Annotated in this window: 18 protein-coding genes and 2 tRNA genes; 14 read left to right on the top strand and 6 right to left on the bottom strand. The window is 61.3% G+C overall.

The annotated features are described in order from the left end of the window. Positions 1 to 41: 41 nt before the first annotated feature. From AB5164_RS02285 to AB5164_RS02275, 3 genes are all read left to right on the top strand, one after another. Positions 42 to 1,472, top strand: a complete 1,431-nt coding sequence (locus tag AB5164_RS02285; protein WP_368142456.1) for a PTS transporter subunit EIIC — start codon at positions 42 to 44, stop codon at positions 1,470 to 1,472. 117 nt (positions 1,473 to 1,589) lie between these two features. After that, positions 1,590 to 2,642 carry a MupG family TIM beta-alpha barrel fold protein gene (locus AB5164_RS02280; protein WP_368142455.1) on the top strand — a complete coding sequence of 351 codons (1,053 nt, stop codon included), beginning with the start codon at positions 1,590 to 1,592 and terminating at the stop codon, positions 2,640 to 2,642. A 92-nt stretch (positions 2,643 to 2,734) separates the two neighbouring features. Continuing rightward, the gene (locus tag AB5164_RS02275; protein ID WP_118226386.1) at positions 2,735 to 3,094 is read left to right on the top strand and encodes an arsenate reductase family protein; all 360 of its coding nucleotides are present in this window, start codon (positions 2,735 to 2,737) and stop codon (positions 3,092 to 3,094) included. A gap of 220 nt (positions 3,095 to 3,314) precedes the next feature. On the opposite strand, the gene AB5164_RS02270 is transcribed toward AB5164_RS02275, so the two are convergent. Continuing rightward, the gene (locus AB5164_RS02270) at positions 3,315 to 3,725 is read right to left on the bottom strand and encodes a hypothetical protein (RefSeq protein ID WP_271746478.1); all 411 of its coding nucleotides are present in this window, start codon (positions 3,723 to 3,725) and stop codon (positions 3,315 to 3,317) included. A gap of 275 nt (positions 3,726 to 4,000) precedes the next feature. Between AB5164_RS02270 and AB5164_RS02265 the strand changes: the two genes are divergently transcribed. The 6 genes from AB5164_RS02265 (at position 4,001) to AB5164_RS02240 (ending at position 6,581) form a co-directional block, all read left to right on the top strand. Then, positions 4,001 to 4,074 (top strand) — tRNA-Gln (locus tag AB5164_RS02265). 17 nt (positions 4,075 to 4,091) lie between these two features. Next, positions 4,092 to 4,168, top strand: a tRNA-Glu gene (locus AB5164_RS02260). A 94-nt stretch (positions 4,169 to 4,262) separates the two neighbouring features. Beyond that, positions 4,263 to 5,180, top strand: a complete 918-nt coding sequence (locus AB5164_RS02255; protein WP_006235324.1) for a tetratricopeptide repeat protein — start codon at positions 4,263 to 4,265, stop codon at positions 5,178 to 5,180. Beyond that, complete coding sequence (gene smpB / locus AB5164_RS02250; protein ID WP_006235325.1) at positions 5,170 to 5,640, top strand: SsrA-binding protein SmpB; 471 nt, start codon at positions 5,170 to 5,172, stop codon at positions 5,638 to 5,640. Before AB5164_RS02255 ends, smpB begins: the two co-directional genes overlap by 11 nt. 205 nt (positions 5,641 to 5,845) lie before the next feature. Then, entirely contained in the window at positions 5,846 to 6,349 is a 504-nt protein-coding gene (locus AB5164_RS02245) for a flavin reductase family protein (protein ID WP_117746556.1), read from the top strand. 88 nt (positions 6,350 to 6,437) lie between these two features. Continuing rightward, complete coding sequence (locus AB5164_RS02240; RefSeq protein WP_006235327.1) at positions 6,438 to 6,581, top strand: rubredoxin-like domain-containing protein; 144 nt, start codon at positions 6,438 to 6,440, stop codon at positions 6,579 to 6,581. A 152-nt stretch (positions 6,582 to 6,733) separates the two neighbouring features. Here AB5164_RS02240 and AB5164_RS02235 read toward each other — a convergent pair whose 3' ends face one another. Beyond that, the gene (locus AB5164_RS02235; RefSeq protein ID WP_368142454.1) at positions 6,734 to 7,990 is read right to left on the bottom strand and encodes an Nramp family divalent metal transporter; all 1,257 of its coding nucleotides are present in this window, start codon (positions 7,988 to 7,990) and stop codon (positions 6,734 to 6,736) included. Positions 7,991 to 8,511: 521 nt separating this feature from the next. Here AB5164_RS02235 and gltB point away from each other — a divergent pair. The 5 genes from gltB (at position 8,512) to AB5164_RS02210 (ending at position 18,868) form a co-directional block, all read left to right on the top strand. Continuing rightward, on the top strand, positions 8,512 to 13,209 hold the full coding sequence (gene gltB, locus AB5164_RS02230) for a glutamate synthase large subunit (protein ID WP_368142453.1): 4,698 nt from the start codon (positions 8,512 to 8,514) through the stop codon (positions 13,207 to 13,209). 5 nt (positions 13,210 to 13,214) lie between these two features. After that, a complete protein-coding gene (locus AB5164_RS02225; protein ID WP_368142452.1) occupies positions 13,215 to 14,696 on the top strand; it encodes a glutamate synthase subunit beta in 1,482 nt (493 codons plus the stop codon). A gap of 415 nt (positions 14,697 to 15,111) precedes the next feature. Beyond that, positions 15,112 to 15,819, top strand: a complete 708-nt coding sequence (locus AB5164_RS02220; RefSeq protein WP_368142451.1) for a hypothetical protein — start codon at positions 15,112 to 15,114, stop codon at positions 15,817 to 15,819. Positions 15,820 to 16,099: 280 nt separating this feature from the next. After that, on the top strand, positions 16,100 to 17,170 hold the full coding sequence (locus AB5164_RS02215) for a hypothetical protein (protein WP_368142450.1): 1,071 nt from the start codon (positions 16,100 to 16,102) through the stop codon (positions 17,168 to 17,170). Positions 17,171 to 17,464: 294 nt separating this feature from the next. Then, a complete protein-coding gene (locus AB5164_RS02210) occupies positions 17,465 to 18,868 on the top strand; it encodes an amidohydrolase family protein (protein ID WP_368147768.1) in 1,404 nt (467 codons plus the stop codon). A 140-nt stretch (positions 18,869 to 19,008) separates the two neighbouring features. On the opposite strand, the gene AB5164_RS02205 is transcribed toward AB5164_RS02210, so the two are convergent. From AB5164_RS02205 to AB5164_RS02190, 4 genes are all read right to left on the bottom strand, one after another. After that, complete coding sequence (locus AB5164_RS02205; RefSeq protein ID WP_217750252.1) at positions 19,009 to 19,482, bottom strand: hypothetical protein; 474 nt, start codon at positions 19,480 to 19,482, stop codon at positions 19,009 to 19,011. 112 nt (positions 19,483 to 19,594) lie between these two features. Continuing rightward, positions 19,595 to 19,867 carry a metal-sensing transcriptional repressor gene (locus AB5164_RS02200; RefSeq protein ID WP_055285698.1) on the bottom strand — a complete coding sequence of 91 codons (273 nt, stop codon included), beginning with the start codon at positions 19,865 to 19,867 and terminating at the stop codon, positions 19,595 to 19,597. A gap of 135 nt (positions 19,868 to 20,002) precedes the next feature. Beyond that, positions 20,003 to 20,224 carry a heavy-metal-associated domain-containing protein gene (locus tag AB5164_RS02195; RefSeq protein ID WP_368142448.1) on the bottom strand — a complete coding sequence of 74 codons (222 nt, stop codon included), beginning with the start codon at positions 20,222 to 20,224 and terminating at the stop codon, positions 20,003 to 20,005. A gap of 147 nt (positions 20,225 to 20,371) precedes the next feature. Further along, a complete protein-coding gene (locus AB5164_RS02190; RefSeq protein WP_368142447.1) occupies positions 20,372 to 22,711 on the bottom strand; it encodes a heavy metal translocating P-type ATPase in 2,340 nt (779 codons plus the stop codon). Between the last annotated feature and the right edge of the window lie 138 nt (positions 22,712 to 22,849).

Here is a 22,849-nt window from a genome sequence, read left to right as displayed (position 1 = left end):
GATATGACATCTAGACGAGATACCCAATACAAGGAGGAGTTATGACGAACAAAGAGCTGGCCCAAAAGCTGCTGGACCTTTTGGGCGGTAAAGGCAACGTGCTCGCAAACGCGGCGTGCATGACGCGCCTGCGCGTGACCGTCAAAGACACGGGCAACGTCGACACGGAGGGTATTAAGGCGCTCGACGGCGTGATGGGCCTGGTCGAGGACGACACGATGCAGATCGTGCTGGGTCCGGGCAAGGTGAATAAGGTGCTCGAGGAGTTCTCCAAGCTCACCGGCCTTGCGAAAGGCGTTGCTGACGAGAGCGTGGTTGACGCTGCGGCCACAAACAAGGCCGCGCAGAAGGCCAAGTACGAGTCTAAGCCGGTTCAGGCCTTCCTCAAGAAGATTTCCAATGTCTTCGTCGCCCTGCTTCCCGGCATCATTGCGGCTGGCCTCATCAACGGTATCTGCAACGTCATTAACGTCTCGACGGCAGGCGCGCTTGCAGGCGAGTGGTGGTACCAGGGCATTCGTTCCATGGGCTGGGCCCTGTTTGCCTATCTGCCCATTTTGGTGGGCTATAACGCGGCACGTGAGTTTGGTGGCTCCGCTGCGCTGGGCGGCATCGCCGGCATGATGTGTATCGCCAACAGTGCCATGCCCCTGCTTGCGCCTGGCGCGGCTGATCCTGCCACTGCCATTCTGCTGCCGCTCACCAGTGCGCAGTACAACCCCGCAGCGGGCGGCATGATCGCGGCTCTCATCGCTGGCGCATTTTTTGCCTGGATGGAGCGTCAGATTCGCAAGGTTATGTCCAACGCACTCGACACGTTCTTGTCCCCGCTGCTGGTGCTCATCATCGGCGCCTTTGCTCTGATGCTCGTCATCCAGCCGGTTGGCGCATGGCTGACGACTGCCATCTTTAGCGTTTTGACCTTTATCTTCGAGAAGCTGGGCGTCCTGGGCGGCTATATCCTGTCGGCAGGCTTCTTGCCGCTGGTGTCCGTCGGCCTGCATCAGGCGCTCACGCCGATCCACGCTATGCTCAACGATCCCGACGGCGCTACCAAGGGTATCAATTACCTGCTTCCCATCCTTATGATGGCTGGCGGCGGCCAGGTCGGTGCCGGTTTGGCGCTGTACTTTAAGACCAAGAACGCCAAGCTCAAGAAGTACGTCGCAGAGTCCATTCCCGTTGGAATCCTGGGTGTGGGCGAGCCTCTGATGTATGCTGTTACGCTGCCGCTCGTTCGTCCGTTTGTGACGGCCTGCCTGGGTGCCGGATTTGGCGGCGCGCTCGCGGCGCTGCTTCACATCGGCACGGTTTCTCAGGGCGTTTCCGGTCTGTTTGGCCTGCTGATCGTCGTTCCTGGCCAGCAGCTCGGCTACGTTGCCGCTATGCTGCTTGCCTATGCCGCCGGCTTTGTCCTGACGTGGTTCTTTGGCGTCGACGAGCAGAAGATCAACGAGTTCTTTGGCGAGTAGTTTGATATCGCGAGCCGTGTTGCTCGGGGTTCGCGGCGCGCGGCAGATTTCTTGATGTTATGGTTGTGCCGGCGGGGCTAGCTGCTCCGCCGGCCTTTTTTAAAGGAGCTTTGAAGCGTGAAAACGGGTATTTCAATTTATCTTTCCAGCCCTTTGCAGGATATTGAGCGGACGATTGAGCGTGGCGCCGCGGCGGGTGCGCGCTACGCGTTCACCTCGCTGCATATTCCCGAGGATGGGGGAGCGGCGTATGCCGATAAGGTCCGTCATGTGCTGTCGCTGCTTTCCGCCCGCGGCATTGCGCTCATTGCCGATGTGGGGCCTCGCACGTGCGATTTGCTCGGGCTTGAGCGCATCGAGGACCTGCGCGATCTGGGGTTGGAATACCTTCGTTTGGACTATGGCTTTAGCGCCCAGCGGGTCGCGGAGCTGTCCGGTGTATTTCGCATTGTGGTCAATGCATCGACGGTGAGTTCTGATGAAATCGCATCGTGGCGTGAAGCCGGCGCCGATGTGACTCGTTTTGCCGCCTGCCACAATTTTTACCCCAAGCCTTATATCGGTTTAGCTCTTGAAGATGTTGCTCGGACGAATCTTCGTCTTGCGGCGCTTGGATTCGAAATCATGGCTTTTGTGCCGGGTGATGCTAACGTTCGCGGGCCGGTATTCGAGGGACTGCCGACGGTCATGGCGCAGCGCGGTCGCGCGTCAAAGGTTGCTCTCAATATGCTTGAGCTTGCACATGGCGCCGATTGCGACATTGTGTTGGTCGGCGACCCCGATCTTTCCGATGCGGGCTGGGCGCAGTTTGCTCAAGTTTCCGCCGGATACGTGGACCTGCAATGCGAGCTTGAGCCCGGTTATGCCTATGTGCGCGGGCAGATTCATCACGACCGGCCCGACTCGAGCGTCCTCATTTTTAGGTCTCAGGAGTCACGTACGAAGCTTAAGCCGGATTCCGTGCCGACGGATGTCGGAGCCGGCCTGCCGCGAAAGGCGGGGTCGATCGCTGTGAGCAATAGCGGATATGGGCGCTACGAAGGCGAACTTGAGATTGCGCGGGTCGATCTTCCCGGTGACGAGCGCATGAACGTTGCGGGCCATATCACGCCCGAGGCAATGGAGCTGCTGCCGTTCATTAAACGCGGATTCGGGGTACGGTTCGTTTAGCGTGTGACCCGTGGGCTACAATTGGCCCATCATACGAAGGCGCCTCGTGTGGCGTGTGCCTGCGTTGGCCGATCTATATTCGGAGGATTCCCATGACCGTACTGTTTGTTGAATATCCCAAGTGCTCGACCTGTAAGAAGGCCAAGGCATGGCTGGACGAACATGGGGTAGAGTATATCGATCGCGATATCGTTTTGGACAATCCCACGGCTGATGAGCTTGCGACCTGGATTGCTCGTTCGGGGCTGCCGGTGCGGCGCTTCTTTAATTCGTCGGGCATGAAATATCGAGAGCTGGGCCTGAAGGCGCGTCTGGATGCGGGCATGACGGATCGGGAGTGCTACGAGCTGCTGGCGACCGACGGCATGCTGGTCAAGCGTCCGCTGCTGGTGGGCGACGACTTTGCGATTCCCGGCTTTAGGGAATCGGCTTGGGCCGAGGCGTTGCTGTAGCGGCTGCGGAAAGTGCGTCCCGTTTTGAGCTCGGATTCCGGGACGCAGTTTCCGGTTGAAGGGGCTAGCGGAAATCGTATCCCAGTTTGAGCGCGAAATCTGGGATACGGTTTCCGTTTGGGGCCTCTAGGGGAAAGCGCGTCCCGTTCTGGACGTAAATTCCGGGATGAGCTTTCCGGTTGGCGGGCATGCGCACTATCCCGGCTGGCGGGCATATGCGCTAATCCTCAAGCTGCGCCCATTCGTGCGGATCGTAGACCTTTACGTGCTTGTTGGGCTTGCCGCTCCAGTACTCCTCGTCCATAAAGGGCAGATATGCCTGAACGCCGGGGCAGATAAAGGGAATCCGCTGCTGTTGCAGTCGCTCGCGCTGGCGCTGCTCCAGATGCGCCTCGGATATGACGGTCGGCATGCCGGACAGCTCGACGAGGCTTGCCTGGATTCGCTTAAGGTCGGGGAGTCCCGCGTGCCATGACATCCGCATGATCAAAAAGGATGCACGGCGGTATTTTGCCTGCACCACAGTAATGGCGGGGCGCAGTGTGGGATGGATTTTGTCCCGTTCGGGCCAAAGGTCGGCAGTGATCTCGAGGCCCAGGGTCTCCCATAGGTAATCAAGCTCTTCGTCCATGGCGCCTCATATCTACGCGATCATTGATACTTCGATTGTGTTGCCTGGCGCTATCGTTTTCACGGTAGAATCTGCCAACGGTTGACGGCTACCGCTCGCGGCGTTTTGCCCTTCGCGTACAGCGGTTGGCTTCACAGGTCCTTCACGGGTTGGACTAAATTAGGCCAATTTGACTGAATTTCAAAAAAGTCAAAATTGGGGCTTGCGTCACGGCGAGACTTCCCGTATATTTCTTTCTTGCGCAAAGGCACAGCCGAGCGCAGCGATGCAGTCATTGGGATGTCGTCTAATGGCAGGACAGCGGATTCTGGTTCCGTCAATGGGGGTTCGACTCCCTCCATCCCAGCCATTGCATTTGCTACATATGGCCCGTTCGTCTAGCGGTTTAGGACGCCGCCCTCTCAAGGCGGAGATCACCAGTTCGAATCTGGTACGGGCTACCAAAATTGAACGCCCGGGCCTCGTAAGAGACCCGGGTTTTGTGTATTGACCGTATATACGGCGCCTGCCGTGTTTCGCTCAGATCGAGGAGTAGCCATGGATCTGCCCATCAGCTTGCAAGACATCACGTATGCCGAGAACTATCTGGCGCAGGGCGACTTGGCTACGGCGACGCCGCTGCTGGAGCGTCTGGTGGAGCTCGCCGAGGAGTATATCGACGCTGAGTGCAAGACGGAGGAGAAGCGTCAATACTTTAGCTTCGATAGCAAGTTTGAGCGCTTGGCCTATCGCCGCGTGGAGAAGGATCCGCGCGAGCTCGTGCAGGTCGAGGTGCCGTTTGACCGCCTGTACTCTGACATGGCGTTTGCCTACATTCGCCAGCAGGATTATGTAAGCGCTCGTAATGCCCTGATGCAGGCTGTGCGTTGGGACCCCATGAACTGCAACTATCGCTTGGATTTGGCCGAGCTGTTCCGTGCACTCGAGGACAAGCAGGAATGGGCATCGCTCTCGTTCTCGGTGCTGGAGCGTGCAAGCGATGGCAAGTGCGCCGCCCGCGCTTACGCCAATCTAGGTCAGTACTTCTTGGAGCCCGAGACCGAGAACGTTTCGGCTGCCGTGGGCTGCGCGCGTCTGGCGCTGCGCCTGGCGCCCAACGATGCGCATACGACGCGCCTGCTCAACAAGATCCATACCACCTATCCGGATGCCGCCGATGAGAGCGACGACCACGTGATGGGTGAACTGGCCCTGCAAGGCGTGCCGACCTCGCCTTCGGCCGAGATTGCCATCTGCCTGATTATGTGCGCGACCGATGCTGCAAGCGACGGCGACAAGCAGGAGGCGACGCGCCTGACGGTACGTGCTCGCGACTTGGTGGGCGAGGAGGCCTGCGCGGCGATTATCAAACTGGTGCGCGAGAGCGATGCCGAGCTCAATGCCGAGCGCAAGGCAAAGCGCGAGGCTGCGGGCTCAAACGCCGATGGCGCCAAGGAGGCCGGCGATGCCCAGTAAGCGCGAGCGCAAACTCATTTCCAAGAATCGCTCGGCACATCACGAGTACTTTATCGATGAGACGTTTGAGTGCGGTATTGAGCTGAGTGGCACCGAGGTCAAGTCGATTCGCGAGCGCGCCTGCCAGATTACCGATACCTTCGCGCTGATCCGCGGCGGGGAGTGCTGGCTCGTCGGCCTGCATATCCACCCTTATAGCCATGGTGGCGTGTGGAATCGCGATCCTGACCGTCGGCGTCGTCTGCTGCTGCACCGCAAGGAGATCGACTTTCTTGACGGCAAACTTCGCAACCGTGGTTATGCGCTGGTTCCGTTGGAGCTCTACTTTAATACCGACGGCCGCGTAAAGCTGCTGCTGGGTCTGGGTCGCGGCAAGAAGCTCTACGACAAGCGCGAGGACATGGCCAAGCGTGATGTCCAACGCGAGATCGACCGCGCCCTTAAGGAACGCAACCGCTAGGCACTCTGTATAAGTTGCGGTGGAATACGGACTGTTTTCCTGTTTGAGGGGCTATTCAGTCCCTATTTCACCGCAACTGCGGGCGTCTTATCTTTCTTACTGTTCTGACACATATGTCTCAAAGGCGGCGTCCGTTATGGGTGCCGCCTTTTTTGTGGGTACATACATTCATGAGGTTCCAATCCGAGCTAGGGGAGTGATCGTTATGGACAAAACTGCGTTCTTTACCATGCCGAGTGGCCTGTACGTGGTGAGCGCCGCGGCAGACGGGCTGCGCGCCGGCTGCGTCATCAACACTGCGGTGCAGGTGACGTCCATGCCGCCGCGTATTTCGGTTGCCGTGAACAAGGACAATGTCACCTCGGGCGTCATCGCATCGGCCAAAGCGTTCGCGCTGACCGTGATCGATCAGACCGCCGACATGCTCTACATCGGTAACTTTGGGTTCCGCACCAGCAGCGATTATGACAAGTTTGCCAAATACGAGACCCGCGAGACGGCTCTGGGCATGCCCTATGTGCCCGAGCACGCGGCGGCCCTGTTTAGCTGCCGTTTGATCGACACTGTGGATGTGGGAACGCATCTGCTGTTTATTGGCGAGGTCGAGGATGCCGAGCGCCTGAGCGACGAGACGCCGCTGACGTACGACTACTATCACAAGGTGCTAAAGGGCAAGACGCCGCCCAAAGCCTCGTCGTATCAAGGCTAGAAATGTTCTAAAAATACTTGCATTATGTTATTGAGAATATATACTAATAAGTAAGTACACCAGCAGTCACGTTCGAGAGGAGAACATCATGGCTGAGGAGAAGAAGACGTATAAGTTTGTGTGCACCGTTTGCGGTTACGAGGTTGAGGTCGACACGCCCGAGCTGCCCGAGGACTACGTGTGCCCGGTCTGCGGCGTCGGCCCCGATGAGTTTGAGCTTGTCGAGGAGTAGCTCGTAGACACACGACTTGCAACAACATATAGCTCTGTCCAAGGGCCCCGGTCGAATTCTCGGCCGGGACCCTTTTGATTTATCTGACGGTTTAAAACGGTCTCACGTGTTACAGATTGAGACGTTATATCTGGACAGTTACGCCATCCCAATTACATCCCCGTTAGCAGCACGATGTCGAGAATCGTCACGATGACGCCGATTCCTACGAGCAGCGCGTTGAGCGGGCGCGAGTTGGTGTATTTGCCCATGACGCGGGGCGAACTGGTGAGTCGTATGAGCACAAAGACCGTAATTGGCAGCTGAAGCGACAGCAGCGCCTGACTCCAAATGAGACCCTCAAAAGGATTCGGGACGACCAAGCACGCCGCCACTGCGCCGACGAAGCAGGCCGCCACCCCGATCGAGGAATGTCGGTCGTGGATGTCGTATTCCTCGTCGAACATGCCCGCGGTGATGGTGCCCGCCGCCATGCCCGCCGTCACACTACTCGATAGTCCCGCAAACAGCAGTGCCACCGCAAAGATGGTCGAGCTTGCCGGGCCCAGAATGGGGGAGAGCGTGGCCGCTGCGACGGCGAGGTCGTCTACGACCATGCCGTGCGCAAAGAAGGTCGTTGCGGCCAGGATGACCATGGCCGAGTTGATTGCCCAGCCCACGCCCATCGAAAAGAGCGTGTCGAAGAGCTCGTAGCGCAGACGTTCTTCGATAACCTGCTCGCCTTGGCCTTCAAAGTGCATGGATTGGATGACCTCGGAGTGCAGGAAGAGGTTGTGGGGCATAACGACCGCGCCTAGGACACTTACGATAATCGCGGCCGAGCCGGTGGGCATACAGGGTGTGATCCAGCTTGCGGCGGCTTGCGGCCAGTCGACCTTGACTAGTGCAAGCTCGGCTAAAAACGAAAGTCCTACCACGCCTACGAAGGCGATGATCCATCGCTCGGCGCGTTTGTAGGAGCTTGTCATGAGCATGGCAATCGATGCCGCCGCCACGATGATGCAGCCGGCGCGTACGGGCAGGCCAAAGAGCATTTGAAGCGCGATCGCACCGCCCAGGACTTCGGCCATGGCGGTGGCGACCGTGGCTAGATACGCGCTGCCGAGTATCGCACGCCCGACGAGGCGGGGTAGGTGGCGCGTCGTGGCCTCGGCAAGACACATGCCCGTGGCGATGCCCAGGTGCGCCGCGTTGTGCTGCAGCACGATGAGCATGATCGTGGACAGCGTGACGATCCACAGCAGCGCGTAGCCAAACTGCGAGCCCGCGGCCATATTGGAGGCCCAGTTGCCCGGGTCGATAAAGCCGACGGTGACGAGCAACCCGGGGCCGATATGCCGCGCAATGTCTAGGCCTCCGTGACCACCGGTGCGCCGGGAACCAAAGTGTTGTTTGAGATGGTTGAGCATGGTGCACTCCTGCGTGCCGTTTGTTTGACGCCGTAAAGGGTACCCGTTTTAGGCTTAAAGGTTAACCGAGACTAACAAAATTGTTGTATTTGAATAGGATGGGGAAAGGAGTTGCCGAAATGTCTTGATCTGTAACAACTAGGGATGGAAATTGGACCTAGGTGTTACAGATCGAGACAGGAAGAAATGGTCCTATGGAAAATCTCGATCTGTAACAGTTAGCTGCAAAAACCGGCCCTTCGTGTTACAGATCGAGACATTCGGAACTGTCTCTCGAAAACATCTCAATCTGTAACATCTAGGCGCCAAAATTGGGTCTTCCTGTTACAGATTGAGATGTTTGAAGCGGTGAGCTTACAGGCCGAACTTGGGGCCCTTGTTGTCGTCCTTGAGGTCGGCGGTGTCCACTCGTAGGGCGTGCGTTACGCGATTGTTTCGAAACGGGCGGGAAACACAACGGGCCGGTGATGCTCCTAGTATGCCTATTCAACTGATTGTCTAATATTTAGGGGAGGATCGCGATGCAGGCAGATTCCGCTCAGCAGCAGGGCCTTTATCGCCCCGAATTCGATCACGATGCGTGTGGCATCGGCGCGCTTGCCGATATCAACGGTGAGCGCCATCACCAGATTCTGGACGATGCGCTGTCCATTCTGGTCAACTTGGAGCACCGCGGCGGCACGGGACTTGAGAAGAACACCGGTGACGGCGCCGGCATCCTGTTTCAGGTTCCGCATCACTTTTTCCGCAAAGAGGCTCAAAAGTGCGGCCAGATTCTGCCGGCAGAGGGCGACTATGGCGTGGCCATGCTGTTCTTCCCGCAGGACGACAAGGGCGTAGAGGATGCCCGTCGCGTGTTTGAGGAGGGCTGCGCCGAGGCCGGCGTGCCGCTGCTTTTTTGGCGCGAGGTGCCGGTCGACCCGCACGATTTGGGCGAGACGGCCCGCGCCTGCATGCCCACCATCTTGCAGGCCTTCCTGGGCCGTCCGGACGACACGCCCGCCGGCGATGCCTTCGAGCGTCGTCTGTACGTGTGCCGCCGCACCATCGAGAAGAAGGCCGACGTCGAGTTTGCCCTGCGCGACAAGATCTTCTATGTGTGCTCCATGAGCTCGCGCACCATCGTGTACAAGGGTATGCTGGTCGCCACGCAGATGCGCCGCTTCTTCATCGATCTCAACGACGCCGCCGTCAAGACGGCCGTGGCGCTCGTCCACTCGCGCTACTCCACCAACACCACGCCCAGCTGGGAACGCGCGCACCCCAACCGTTATATCATCCATAACGGCGAGATCAACACCCTCAAGGGCAACGTCAACTGGATCCGCGCCCGCGAGCCCAACCTGTACAGTCCCGTGCTGCAGCATGATCTTGAGCGCGTGATGCCCATCATCAACCGCGAGGGCTCCGATTCCGCGATTCTGGACAACGTGCTTGAGTTTTTGGTCATGAACGGTCGCCCGCTTACGCGTGCCGCGTCCATGCTGTTGCCCGAGCCGTGGGACCACAACGACAGCCTGAGTGAGGAGCGCCGCGCCTACGACGCTTACCAGTCCATGCTCATGGAGCCGTGGGATGGCCCGGCGGCCATCGCCTTTACCGACGGTCGCACGCTGGGTGCCGCCCTCGACCGTAACGGCCTGCGTCCCGCCCGCTACTATGTGACGCGCGACGGTCGCTTTATGCTGGCAAGCGAGGTGGGCACCATCGAGGTGAGCCCCGAGAACATCCTGACGAGCGGCTGTCTGGGACCGGGCCAGATGCTCGAGGTCGATTTTGCCCGCGGCCGCGTCATCTACAACGACGAGCTGCGCGCCCGTTACGCCAAGGAAAAGCCCTATCGCGACTGGATCGCCGAGGAGACGCTGACCGTCGACGCGCTCGACAAGCCCGTCGCGCCCACGCCCGCCGAGGATACCGAGGTGCCCGCCGCCGTGCGCATGGCCAAGCTCGGGTATCACTGGGATGATGTTGACGAAGTCGTGCGTCCCATGGCCCAGCAGGGCAAGGCCCCGCTCGCCTCGATGGGCATCGATGCGCCGCTGGCCTGCCTGTCCAAGAAGACGCGCTCGTTCTTTGACTACTTCTATCAGTTGTTCGCCCAGGTCACGAATCCGCCGATCGATGCCCTGCGCGAGCATATGGTCACCTCGACCACGCTCTACCTGGGCAACCACGGCAACCTGCTCGAGGATTCCCGCACGGCCTGCCAGCTGGTGCGCTTGGAGCGTCCGCTGCTGAGCGAGGAGGAGTTCGAGCGTATCTGCGCCATCGACCGCGTGGGCTTTAAGACCCGCCGTTTCCGTGCCGTGTACCGCCGCGACGCCGGCGAGGGCGCGCTGCAGGCTGCGCTCAAGCAGCTTGCAGAGGATGTTGAGGCTGCGGTCCGCGACGGCGTGAACATCGTGGTGTTGAGCGATCGCGCCGCTGCGGGTGAGGTGCCCGTGCCGTCGCTGCTCGCCGTGGGCTGCGTGCACAACCACCTGATCCGCGCCGGCGTGCGTACCTTTGCCGACATCGTGGTGGAGTGCGGCGACGCCGTGTCTCCGCACGACTTTGCGGCACTGGTGGGCTACTCCGCGAGTGGCATCTATCCGTACAACGCACATGCGTGCATCCGCGATCTGGCGGCACGCGGCGACCTGGACGTGACGACCGAGCAGGGCATCGCCAACTACAACAAGGCCGCGACGGCGGGCATCGTCTCCATCATGTCCAAGATGGGCATCTCCACGGTGCAGAGCTACCACTCCGCGCAGATCTTCGAGGCCGTTGGCTTTACGCCGGAGTTCGTCAACGCGTACTTCGCCGGCACGGTGAGCCGTGTGGGCGGTATGGGTGTCGAGGACGTTGAGCGCGAGCAAAACGAGCGTTACGACGCCGCGCTCGCTATCCTTAAGAGCCCGGCTCCCGATCAGCTGCCCACGTTGGGCCTGACCAAGTGGCGCCCGCTCGGCGGCGAGGATCACCTCATCGATCCGCAGACTGTCTACTTGCTGCAGACCGCCTGCCGCGAGGACAGCTACGACACCTTTAAGGAGTACAGCGCCCGCCTGCACCGCACCGGCCGTGCCGTGCGCCTGCGCGACCTGCTGGACTTTGATGCCAGCGGCCGCACCCCGGTTTCGCTCGACGAGGTGGAGCCCGCGCTCAATATCGTCCGCCGCTTTAACACCGGCGCCATGTCGTACGGTTCCATAAGCAAAGAGGCACACGAGTGCATGGCCATCGCCATGAACCGCCTGCACGGCCGCTCCAACTCGGGCGAGGGCGGCGAGGACCCGCGCCGCGAGACCCCGCTGGCCAACGGTGACTCCAAGAACTCCGCCATCAAGCAGGTGGCAAGCGCGCGATTTGGCGTGACGAGCCGCTACCTGTGCAGCGCCTTCGAGATTCAGATCAAGATGGCCCAGGGCGCCAAGCCCGGCGAGGGCGGACACCTGCCCGGCAAGAAGGTCTACCCCTGGATCGCCGAGGTTCGTCAGTCCACGCCCGGCATCGGCCTGATCTCGCCTCCGCCGCACCACGACATCTACTCCATCGAGGACTTGGCGGAGCTGATCTTCGATCTTAAGAACGCCAACCCCGGTGCGCGCGTGTCGGTCAAGCTGGTCAGCGAGGCCGGCGTCGGCACCATCGCCACCGGTGTGGCCAAGGGTGCTGCCGACAAGATCTTGATCAGCGGCCACAACGGCGGCTCGGGTGCCGCGGCGCGCGACTCCATTTGGCACGCCGGCCTGCCGCTGGAGCTCGGTCTTGCCGAGGCCCAGCAGACGCTGCTGCAAAACGGTTTGCGCTCACGCGTGGTGCTCGAAGCCGACGGCAAGCTCATGGACGGCACCGACGTCGCTGTCGCCTGCCTGTTGGGCGCCGAGGAGTTTGGCTTTGCGACCATGCCGCTCATCTCCATGGGCTGCCTCATGCAGCGCGACTGCCAGCAGGATACCTGCCCGGCCGGCATCGCTACGCAAAACTGCCGCCTGCGTCGCGGCTTCCGCGGCAAGCCAGAGCACGTCGAGCACTTTATGCTCTTTGTTGCCGAGCAGCTGCGCGAGGTCATGGCGAGCCTGGGCTTCCGCACGGTCGACGAGATGGTCGGCCATCCCGAGTGCCTGCGCCAGATCGAGGTCCCGGGCAACCGCAAGGCTAACCTGCTGGATCTGTCGCCCGTGCTGGCGAGCGCGACCTGTGAGTTTGGTGCCCACATCCCGGGTGCCGACGGCCGTCACTTCCTGCCCCAGATGGCTGCGGACAGCGAGCTCGACAAGACGCTCGACTCCACGTTGTTTGTGCCCTATACGGCCGATGCCCGTGCGCACCTGCGTCCGATTCGCTTCCGCGCCGACATCGCCAACGTCAACCGCTGCGTGGGCACCATTTTGGGCAACGCGGTGACCAAGGCGCATCCCGAGGGCCTGCCCGCCGGCTCCATTACCATCGATTGCGATGGTTCGGCCGGTCAGAGCTTTGGCGCGTTCCTTCCGCGTGGCATTACGCTCAACGTGTGCGGCGACGCCAACGACTACTTTGGCAAGGGCCTTTCGGGCGGCGAGGTGTCGGTGCGCCCCAACCCGCATGCGACCTATAAGTTCGACGAGAACATCATCGTGGGCAACGTTGCGTTCTTTGGCGCTACGAGCGGCCGCGGCTTCATCAACGGTCTGGCCGGCCAGCGCTTTGGCGTACGCAACTCCGGTGCCACCGTGGTGGTCGAGGGCTGCGGCAACCATGGCTGCGAGTACATGACGGGCGGTCTGGCGCTCATCCTGGGCGAGGTCGGGCAGAACTTCGCCGCCGGCATGACGGGTGGCGTGGCCTATGTCTTCGATCAGTACGGCACGCTCGATGCCCGTGTGAACCACGAGAGCGTTGAGCTCAAGGCCCCGACGGCCGGCGAGCTGGCGCAGATTCGCGAGCTCATCCAGGAGCACGTAGACGCGACGCAGAGCCCGCGCGGCATTAAGCTGCTCTACAGCTTTGAGACGATGAGCAAGCACTTTGTGAAGGTCATTCCGACCGAGTACGAGCGCGTGCTGGCGATTGTCGCCGCCGCCGAGGCCGTCGGCAAGACGCATGCGCAGGCCGAGGAGCTGGCGTTTGACATTGTGACCGGTCGCGCGAGTGACGCGGATGTCGCTCGCTTCGATGTTGCGGGCGGTGCTGCGGGTGCTGCGCCCGCCACCGCCAGCTCTGTTGCTTCGACCAAGAAGGAGGCGTAAGTGCCATGGGTAAGCCCGGTGCTTTTCTTGATATCGATCGCGTGACCCACGAGCTGCGCCCCGTGGAGGAGCGCAACCGCGATTTCGATCCGCTGTACGTGGAGCTCGACGACGATGCGCGCCGTGCCCAGGCGAGCCGCTGCATGATGTGCGGTGTGGCGTTTTGTCAGATGGGCGCGAGCTTTGGCAAGGCACGCCCGAGCGGCTGCCCGCTGCACAACCTGATTCCCGAGTGGAATGAGCTGGTGTACCGCGGCCGCTGGGATGAGGCTGCCGAGCGCCTGTCGCTCACCTCGCCCATGCCCGAGTTCACGAGTCGCGTGTGCCCGGCGCTGTGCGAGGCCGCGTGCAACCTGGGTTCGGTCGATGGCCAACCCACGACGATCCATGACAACGAGCGCGCGATCAGCGACCATGAGTGGGCAAATGGCGGTCCGCGCCGCTTTGAGCCGGCAGGGGAGGGCGCACCCACGGTTGCCGTGGTGGGCTCCGGTCCCGCTGGCCTGGTGGTGGCGTGGGAGCTCGCCCGTCGCGGTGCCCGCGTGACGGTGTTTGAGCGTGACGACCGCCCGGGCGGCCTGCTCATGTACGGCATTCCCAACATGAAGCTCGAGAAGTCCGTGGTCGAGCGTCGCGTGACACTTATGCGCGAGCTGGGCATTGTGTTTGAGCTGGGTGCTGACGTTACGAACCCTGCGGTGGCGGCCAAGCTCAATGGCTTTGACGCCGTCGTGGTGGCTGCCGGCGCTCGTGCACCCCGCGGTCTTTCGGCTACGAATGTGGATGCCCCGGGCGTGGTGTATGCCGTGGACTACCTGACGGCTTCGACCGTCTCGGTGCTCGATGGTGGTGAGCCCGCGGTGAACGCGCGTGGCCTGGACGTTGTGGTCATTGGCGGCGGCGATACCGGCAACGACTGCGTGGGCACCGCGGTGCGCCAGGGTGCGCGCAGTGTGCGCCAGCTTGAGTTCTTGCCGGCCGCGCCCGATAAGCGTGCGGCGAGCAACCCTTGGCCGCAGTGGCCCAACGTTAAGAAGACCGACTACGGTCAGCAGGAGGCTATCGCTGCCATGGGCGGCGAGATGCGTGCCTGGGGCGTGGATACGCTCGAGGTGCTGCTGGACAAGAAGGGCGCGGCAGCGGGCCTGCGCGTGGTCGATCTGGATTGGTCGGCCGGCAAGCCCGAACGCATCGCGGGCTCCGAGCACGAGGTGCCGGCCCAGCTGGTGCTCATCGCCTGTGGCTTTACGGGTCCGGAGCGCAGCGTGTTCGAAGCTGTCGGCGTACCTGTTGCCACGGCGGGCCGCCCGCTGCCTGTGATGGTCGCCGAGGGCTCGCATCTTGCGGCGCGTGTCGACGGCGTCGCCGCAGATGCCGCGCCGGTGTATGTTGCCGGTGACGCTCACAACGGCAGCTCGCTCGTGGTGAACGCTATGGCCGACGCCCTGGCCTGCGCTGCCGAAGTCGCCGAGGCGCTGGAGCTGTAAGGCGGCTGTTCACAGCTGAATCGTCAAGGGCTGTCCCCAACGGCCGGCCCAAAAGGAACGTCCCCAAGTGCCGGCAGCTGGGGACGTTCCTTATGTGCCGGCATTCGGGGACACTCCTTGCGGGTTTGCGACCGATTTGTTCGTTTGTCGACGCGCGAGTGTCCATTCGGCGTCTTCTTGAGCTGTGGTGCTCTGCTGTTTCTGTGGTGGCCGGGGGCGCTTGGCTCAAAAGGGCGGGTTGGCCGTCTATGTTTACCTGCGGTTTTGTTGCGGTGCGCATTTTCGATCAAGCTTTTCGTCAAGTGTTTGGTCAGCATCTGGTTTGCAGCCGGAGGCCTATTTTGCCCGCGCTGGCCGTGGCCGACCACCCTCCTCGTAAGCTCAAATTGAGGTCTATCAGTTTGAGGAGGATGCCATGACTGACCACGCTTTAGACCGAGCGCAGCTAGCCGAAGCCGTCGGCAACGATATTGCCGACATGGCCCATTTTTGGATGCTGCGGAAGTTCCAGTTTTTGGAGCCGGCGCGCGAACAGTTCGAGATCATTGTCGACCCGTGGCTCAGCTATTACACCGAGCCTTCGCAAAACGAAATCATGGCCTACAACATGGCATTTACCGATTGGCTGCTCTTCGAGCGCCCCTATCGCCATGGCAAGACGCTGCTCGAGCTGTATGTTGAAGAGCCGCCGACATCGCTTTCGCCTGCCTCGCTCAAGCGGCTCGAGCAGGTACGCGACACGCAGTATTTCTCGCGCTTTGGCATTTTGGACAAGGATCCTGCGACTGGTATGGTCGCGCTGAAGGACACGCGCGCCGACCGTCGCTTTGATGTCTACGACCCGCATATCGTGCAAAAGGAGCATTGGAGCGACGGAGCGATTGCGGTGCGCCTCGCCTGCGTCGACGATGTCTGGCTGACGGCGGGACAACTCTATCTGTATGACATCGCACGCCTGAGTGACACGGCGGTCGATGGGCCTGGTGCGGTGCATCCGGAGGACCTGCAGGATGGCTTTGACACCTCGTGCATCAGCTTCTTTTTGCGCCTGGTCCGCGACATCATGGGCGCCCAGGGGCGCTACGTAAAGTCGCTCAACATCTACGAGCAGGAGTGGGAGTAGGGGATGTGGCTGGTGTCGCCCTGCTGCCCTGACTTTGTCTCAATCTGTAACGTTTGGCGGCTGTTTAGGCCCGTAACTGTTACAGATTGAGATGTTCGGCAACGGGCTGGGGGAATGTCCCAATCTGTAACATCTACGGGCTAAAAGTCGACCTAGCTGTTACAGATTGAGACAAAGGCTGGACGCGGTGCCGAAAGATCTTGTTCTGTAACAACTGGAGGCTCAAAGACTGGCTTCCTGTTACAGATCAAGACATTTGTCAGCGGAGGCAACGGCGACGATGGCCCATTTGTCTGACGTGGTGGTGATGGAAGTGTCTAATACCGTTCTCAAACACAAGCATACGACTCGCAACACGTTGGCGCGGAATAGGATGCTCGCGCGGCTCACGGAGACGGCCAAGCAAGGTGCGCTGCTCGCAACGCATGACAATACCGAGCTCATGTGGCTACGACGCCATGTTGGAACCGACGATATCGCGGAGCCCGAGCCGTACCTGTTCTGTTTTCAGCATGATTGGGATGCATTGACGCCGGCGGAGCGAGCGCTGAGGACTATCAAAGGGCTTGCGGAGTTTCATCCCGATTGGGCGTTTTGGGGCTATGACGCGGCGCTTTTGTGGGGTCTGGAGGTGTCGAATGATCTGCTCGGGCCGCGTTTTCTTGTTAAGACAGGTTGTTCGGTGACGTTGAGCAGCGGGTGCAGGTTGTCGCGTCCACAGATGGCGGGCGCGCTCGAGCGTGTTGATGGCGTGCGGGTGACGTCGTTTTGGCGCACAGTGGAGGATTGCTTGCTGCGTGCGCCGTTCTCCTACGGGTTGGCGATTGCCGATTCTGCACTGCGGGCGAAAGGCGTATCACGTTGGGATTTGTGCGAGCGCCTCCGCGCCGATTGCGAGGGCAGGCGAGGGTATCGCAGGGCACAGGTGATTGCGTCGTATGCGGACGGGCTGTCCGAAAACGGCGGCGAGTCTCGGTTCCGAGCGTTCTTTATTGCGTACGGCTTTCCAGTTCCGGAGCTGCAGGTGGAGTTTCGCGACCCGCTCGATCCGAGCCAGGTGTTTCGCGTCGACTATTTTTGGCGGCTCGTGGACGGGACGTGTGTCATCGGCGAGCTCGACGGAAAGGGGAAGTACACCTTGCAGAACGGCGAAGGTCGGGAGCCGGTCGACCCATTCGTGGCAGAACGTCAGCGAGAGTCCCATCTGACGATGCTCGGACATAAAGTACTGAGGTTTACGTTTGATGAGCTCAAGAATCCGGGGAAGCTGGCTGAAAAGATGAGACTGGCGGGCATTCCGCAGCGGGTCAATCTGGCGGAGGAATGGAGACGGCAGTGGTATGGGCGCTAAGGGGTGCAACTGACGCGGAGGTGGTTGTTCCTGCCGAGTTTGTCTCAATCTGTAACAACAAGGGACCGTTTGGCCTCGTAACTGTTACAGATTGAGACGGAAGGTTGGCGGCTGCCGAAAGATCTCGATCTGTAACATCAAGGGGCCCAATAACCCTGTACCTGTTACAGATCGAGACATTCCCCTGATGTTGCTGGGGTGGGGCTGCAACGTATTCCGTCCCCCACATCCCCTCTTCCCTCCGTTAACCGATATGTCCGCAGCAATCCTGCCGCGCTGGATAATAATGGACAGATGTTCAAGTTTTCTGAGGGGGAGGAGCTCGATATGGCGTCTGCCGATCGTTCCACGTTGTTTATCAATGCGACCATCCTGGATGGTTCGGAACATATGGAGCCGCAGCCCGACATGGCCGTGGCCGTTGAGCGCGGTGTCATCACGTGGATGGGGCCGAGTGCTGTGGCGCAGGCGCCTGCAGGTGCCGAGGTCATCGACCTGGCAGGGGCGTATCTCATGCCAGGCCTCATCAATATGCATGTGCATCTGTGCGGCTCGGGCAAGCCGGTTTCGGCGGGCGATGCGGGCGCGCTGATGAAGAAGCTCGATAATCCCGTGGGCCGCACCATCGTCCGCCGCATCCTCAAGGGCAGCGCCCAACAGCAGCTGACAAGTGGCGTGACCACGGTGCGCGGCGCGGGCGACCCGCTGTTTGCCGATCTTGCCGTGCGCGATGCTATCGATGCCGGTAAGTATCAAGGTCCTCGCCTGGTGGCGCCGGGAACGGGCGTCACGGTGCCGGGCGGCCATGGTGCAGGCTTGTTCGCCCAGGTGGCAAACAGTCCCGCCGAGGCAGCCGAACAGGTGCGCGACCTGTATGCGCGCGGTGCCGACGTCATTAAACTGTTCGTAACGGGCGGCGTGTTCGATGCGACTGAGGTGGGCGAGCCGGGCGTGCTGCGTATGCCGGTGGAGGTCGCCGCGGCGGCGTGCAAGGCGGCGCACGAGGTTGGCCTTCCGGTCATGGCCCATGTCGAGAGCACCGAAGGCGTGAAGGCCGCGCTTGAGGCCGGCGTCGACACAATCGAGCACGGCGCTCCGATGACCCCCGAGATCCTGGAGCTGTATCACGGTGTCGCGGGTACGCAGCTTGAGGGGCGTGTGCCCAGCGTTACCTGTACGATCAGCCCGGCGCTGCCGTTTGTGTTGCTCGACCCGGAAAAGACCCATTCGACCGATACACAAAAGAAGAACGGCGACATCGTGTGCTCGGGCATCATCGCGAGTGCTCGTGTCGCGCTGGAAGCTGGCGTTAAGGTGGGCCTGGGCACAGATTCGAGCTGCCCGTTCGTGACGCAGTACGACATGTGGCGTGAGGTGGCCTATTTTGCCAAGTATGTCGGCGTGAGCAATGCCTTCGCGCTGCATACGGCTACGCAAGTCAATGCCGAGCTGCTGGGGCTGGACGGCGAGACCGGCACGATCGAGTGCGGTAAGGCCGCCGATATCCTGGTGACGCGCAAGAACCCGCTCGATGACCTGTGCGCCCTGCGTGAGCCGATGCACGTGATGTGTCGTGGTGATCTGGTGCGCAAACTCAAGGTGAAGCGTATTCCCGAGGTTGACACCGAGCTCGACGCGATTATGGCTATGCCGGCAGAAGCCCTGGCAGAGGAGCTCGCTCGCGACGGCGTAGCTTAGGCGCTGGCGCGACGGCTTCATCGAATGCTGTCGCCCCATGCAAAAAGCCGAGGTCTCAACACGAGGCCTCGGCTTTTTTATCGACAAATATGTAAGATGCAGGACAAACACTTCTGATGCATTTGTCCCATGTGCGGGCGCTAGGAGCGGGTTTCCATCTTGGCGTGGCACTTGGGGCAGGTGACGCGGATCTTGCCTTTGCCCTTGGGGACGGAGAGCATTTGGCCGCAGTTGGGGCACTTGAGGTATGCCGTGGTTTTGCGACCCTTCCACATCTTCTTGGCCGTGCGCTTGGCGCGCTCAAAGTCTTCCTTGCTGGTGCCGGCCGCGCGCGAGGTGCTGGCCGCTGCAGTTCTACCGCCCAAGCTGGCGACGAACTTGCCCAGGCCGGGGACGTTCGCGGTCGCGGCGACAAAGGCCTCGTTCTCCTTGCGACGTGCGTCGACGTTTTTGGACAGGCCGCGCAGCACGCCAATCACGATAACGGCGATGGCGATCCAGCTGAGCCACTGGATGCGGGCTATCGATCCGACCATCGCGATGACGATGCCGGCAAAACCCATCACGATGGTGAGTTCATCGGCACCATTGCGACCCTTCATAAAGTCATTCATGCAAATTGCCTTTCGTTCGATATGCTGCACGCCTTTATACCCGATTTAGAGCAAGGGGGACAGGTTAATCTGCACCAATGTGGTGCAAACATACCTGTCCCCAATGCCCCAATTACTTGGAGAGCTTGTCGACGACGCGTTCGATCTCGGCGAGCTTGGCAGCTTTGAGATCTTCGTCGCCCGATTCGATTGCCGAAGTCACGCAGCCCTCGATATGCGCCTTGAGCACGTCGGCGTTGATGCGCGCAATGAGCGCCTGCGTTGCCATGAGCTGCGTGGAAATATCGACGCAGTAGCGGTCCTCATCGACCATCCGCAAGATGCCGTCGATCTGGCCGCGTGCCGTCTTGAGCATGCGGGTCACCGATTTGTGGTCTGCCATCATGGCGGGTCCTCGTTTCTGGTCGATCTTCCGGATGCCCCCGTCAGTTGCGGTGAAATACGGACCGTTTAAAGGCCTAGGGCGGCACAACAGTCCGTATTTCACCGCAACTTCTGAGGATTGAGTAGGCGGCGTCTGCTACGCGGCGGTCACGGATAGGGCGTGGAACTTTTTGCCGGCGCCCTCGACGGCGGCAGCGAGCTGCTCAGCGGTCACGGTGTCGGCGCACTCCACCTGTACGGTCTGAGTCTCGTGATCGGCATCGGCGTCGGTCACGCCGGCAACGTTGAGCAGTGCCGTCTCGACAGTAGCGTCGCAGTGGCCGCACATAAGGCCGGAAGTCTTGATTGTGTATCGCATGGGTATTCCTCTCTGTTGCGTCGGCTTTCCCAGGCACCCGACCTTGACCTTCAAACCGTCGCTCGCGTACCAAAGTACGCGTCGCTCCTCTTTCAGGTCAATCTCGGGCACCTGGAAAACCCGTTCTTAATGGACTTAATGGTGAGCCTATTTTGCCACTTTAGGCTTAAAGGTTCGCAGGCGCAGAGCGTTGCTTACGACGCAGACGCTCGACAGGCTCATGGCCGCGGCGCCAAACATCGGCGAGAGTTGCCAACCGGTGAGGGGGAAGAACACGCCCGCCGCCAGCGGAATGCCGATGCCGTTGTAGAACAGCGCCCAGAACAGGTCCTGCTTGATGTTGCGAATTGTGGCGCGCGACAGCTCGATGGCGCGGGCGACGTCCATGAGGTCGCTGCGCATGAGAACCACGTCGGCGCCCTCCTTGGCGATGTCGGCGCCGGTGCCGATAGCAAGGCCCACGTCGGCGCGCGCCAGGGCGGGGGAGTCGTTGATGCCGTCGCCTACCATGGCGACCTTGCCGCCCACATCCTGCAGCTCGCGGACGTGGCGCTCCTTGTCGGCAGGGAGGACGTCGGCGATGACCTGTTCGCTGCTCAGCCCCACGCGGCGGGCGATGGCCTCGGCCGTCACGCGGTTGTCGCCGGTGAGCATGCGCACGTCGACGCCAAGCGAGCGCAGTGCGGCGATGGCCCCGGCGCTCGTCTCCTTGACCTCGTCCGCCACGGCGATGGTACCGACAAGCTCGCTGTTCTTGCCAAAGAACAGCGGCGTCTTGCCCTCGGCCGCGAACTGTTCGGCAAGGCCGGCGGGAACCTTCACGCCCAGCTCGTCCATCAGACGCACGTTGCCGGCGGCGATGACATTCTGCCCCTCGCGTGCCGTAACGCCTCGCCCGGGCACGGCGGTAAAGTCCTCGACCATGCGTGCGACGATTCCGCGCGCCTCGCACTCGGCCATAATCGCCTCGGCCAGCGGGTGCTCGCTTGAGCGCTCCAGCGCAGCGGCCAGCTTGAGCAACGCCTTTTCGCTCATGGCGGGCGAGCCGTCAGCGCGCGTGGCTACCGTGATATCGGTCACAGCCGGCTTGCCGCGGGTGACGGTGCCCGTCTTGTCGAGCACCACGGTGCCCACGCTGCGTAGGTTCTCCAGCGCCTCGGCGCTCTTAAACAGAATGCCCATTTCGGCGCCCTTGCCGGTGCCGACCATAATGGCGACGGGCGTGGCCAGGCCCAGCGCGCACGGGCAGCTGATCACCAGCACGGCGACGGCGGAGGTGAGCGCTTCGTTCACGCTTCCGGTCAGTGCCGTCCACACCACGAAGGTCACGGCCGAGATCATGAACACCACGGGCACGAACACGCCGGCGACCTTGTCGGCCATGCGGGCGATGGGCGCCTTGGTGGCATTGGCGTCCTCGACGAGCTGGATAATCTTGGCGAGCGACGTGTCGGCGCCCACGCGTGTGGCACGGAAGGTAAACGAGCCGGTGCGGTTGACAGTGGCGGCGTTGACGGTGTCGCCGGCGGTCTTCTCCACGGGGATGGACTCGCCGGTCAGTGCGCTTTCGTCCACGGCCGAAGCGCCCTCGAGTACCACGCCGTCGACAGGGATGGACTCGCCGGGGCGCACACGCAGCACCTGGCCGGGAAGGATACTGTCGACGTCGACGGTGGTTTCGGTGCCGTCATCGGCAACGACGGTCGCGGTCTTGGGTGCCAAGTCGATGAGTGCCTCGATGGCGCCGCCGGTCTTGGACTTGCTGCGCGTCTCGAGGTATTTGCCCACGGTGACCAGCGACAGGATCGTGCCCGCACTCTCAAAATACAGATTGTCCATGCTCGTCATCATGGCCTTGTGGACCTGACCCGCGGCTAGCTGGTCGGCCATGATGAACATGGCGTAGAGCGACCAGGCGACGGAGGCGGTGGCGCCCACGGCGATGAGGGCGTCCATGGTGGGCGCGCCGTGCGCGAGCGATTTAAACCCATTGATAAAGTAGGCATCGTTGACGTAGACGATGGGGATGAGCAGGACGAGCTCGGTGAGGGCGAGCGTCATGCTGTGAGTATGGTCGGTGAAGATGCCGGGCAGCGGCCAGCCGAGCATGTGCCCCATGCCTGTGTAAAACAGCGGGATGAGGAAGATGATCGAGATGATGAGGCGGGTACGCATGGCAGAGGCGGCGGCCTCCAACTTTTTGGTCGGCGACTCCATATGGGCGGCGCCGGACCTGGCTTGCGCACTTCCGCTTTGGACAGCGTCGGTGCCCATGCTGATGGGCGAGGCCGAGTAGCCCGCGCGGTCGACAGCGGTGCAGATGTCGTCGGGGGAGACCTGCGCAGGGTCGTAGTCCACCAGCATAGAGCCGGCGAGCAGATTGACCGCGACGCTTTGGACGCCGTCGAGCTTGCTCACGGCACGGTCCACGTGCGCTTGGCACGCGGCGCACGTCATACCGCCCACGTCAAACTTATCCTGAGCCATGGCTTCTCCTTTCTGTAGTTCGGTGTTGGAATTGTTAACCCGCCGATACTATACACCCATACCCCCTGGGGGTGTCCAGTACAGAAAGAAATGTATGACATTTCGTTACAGATGAGGATAGTTGGTTGGCCGATGGAC

Source organism: Collinsella aerofaciens (assembly GCF_040915425.1).
In the GTDB taxonomy this organism is placed as follows: domain Bacteria; phylum Actinomycetota; class Coriobacteriia; order Coriobacteriales; family Coriobacteriaceae; genus Collinsella; species Collinsella aerofaciens_BW.
Note: the sequence above shows the minus strand (reverse complement) of the source record. Positions and strands in the feature narration are given on the sequence as shown.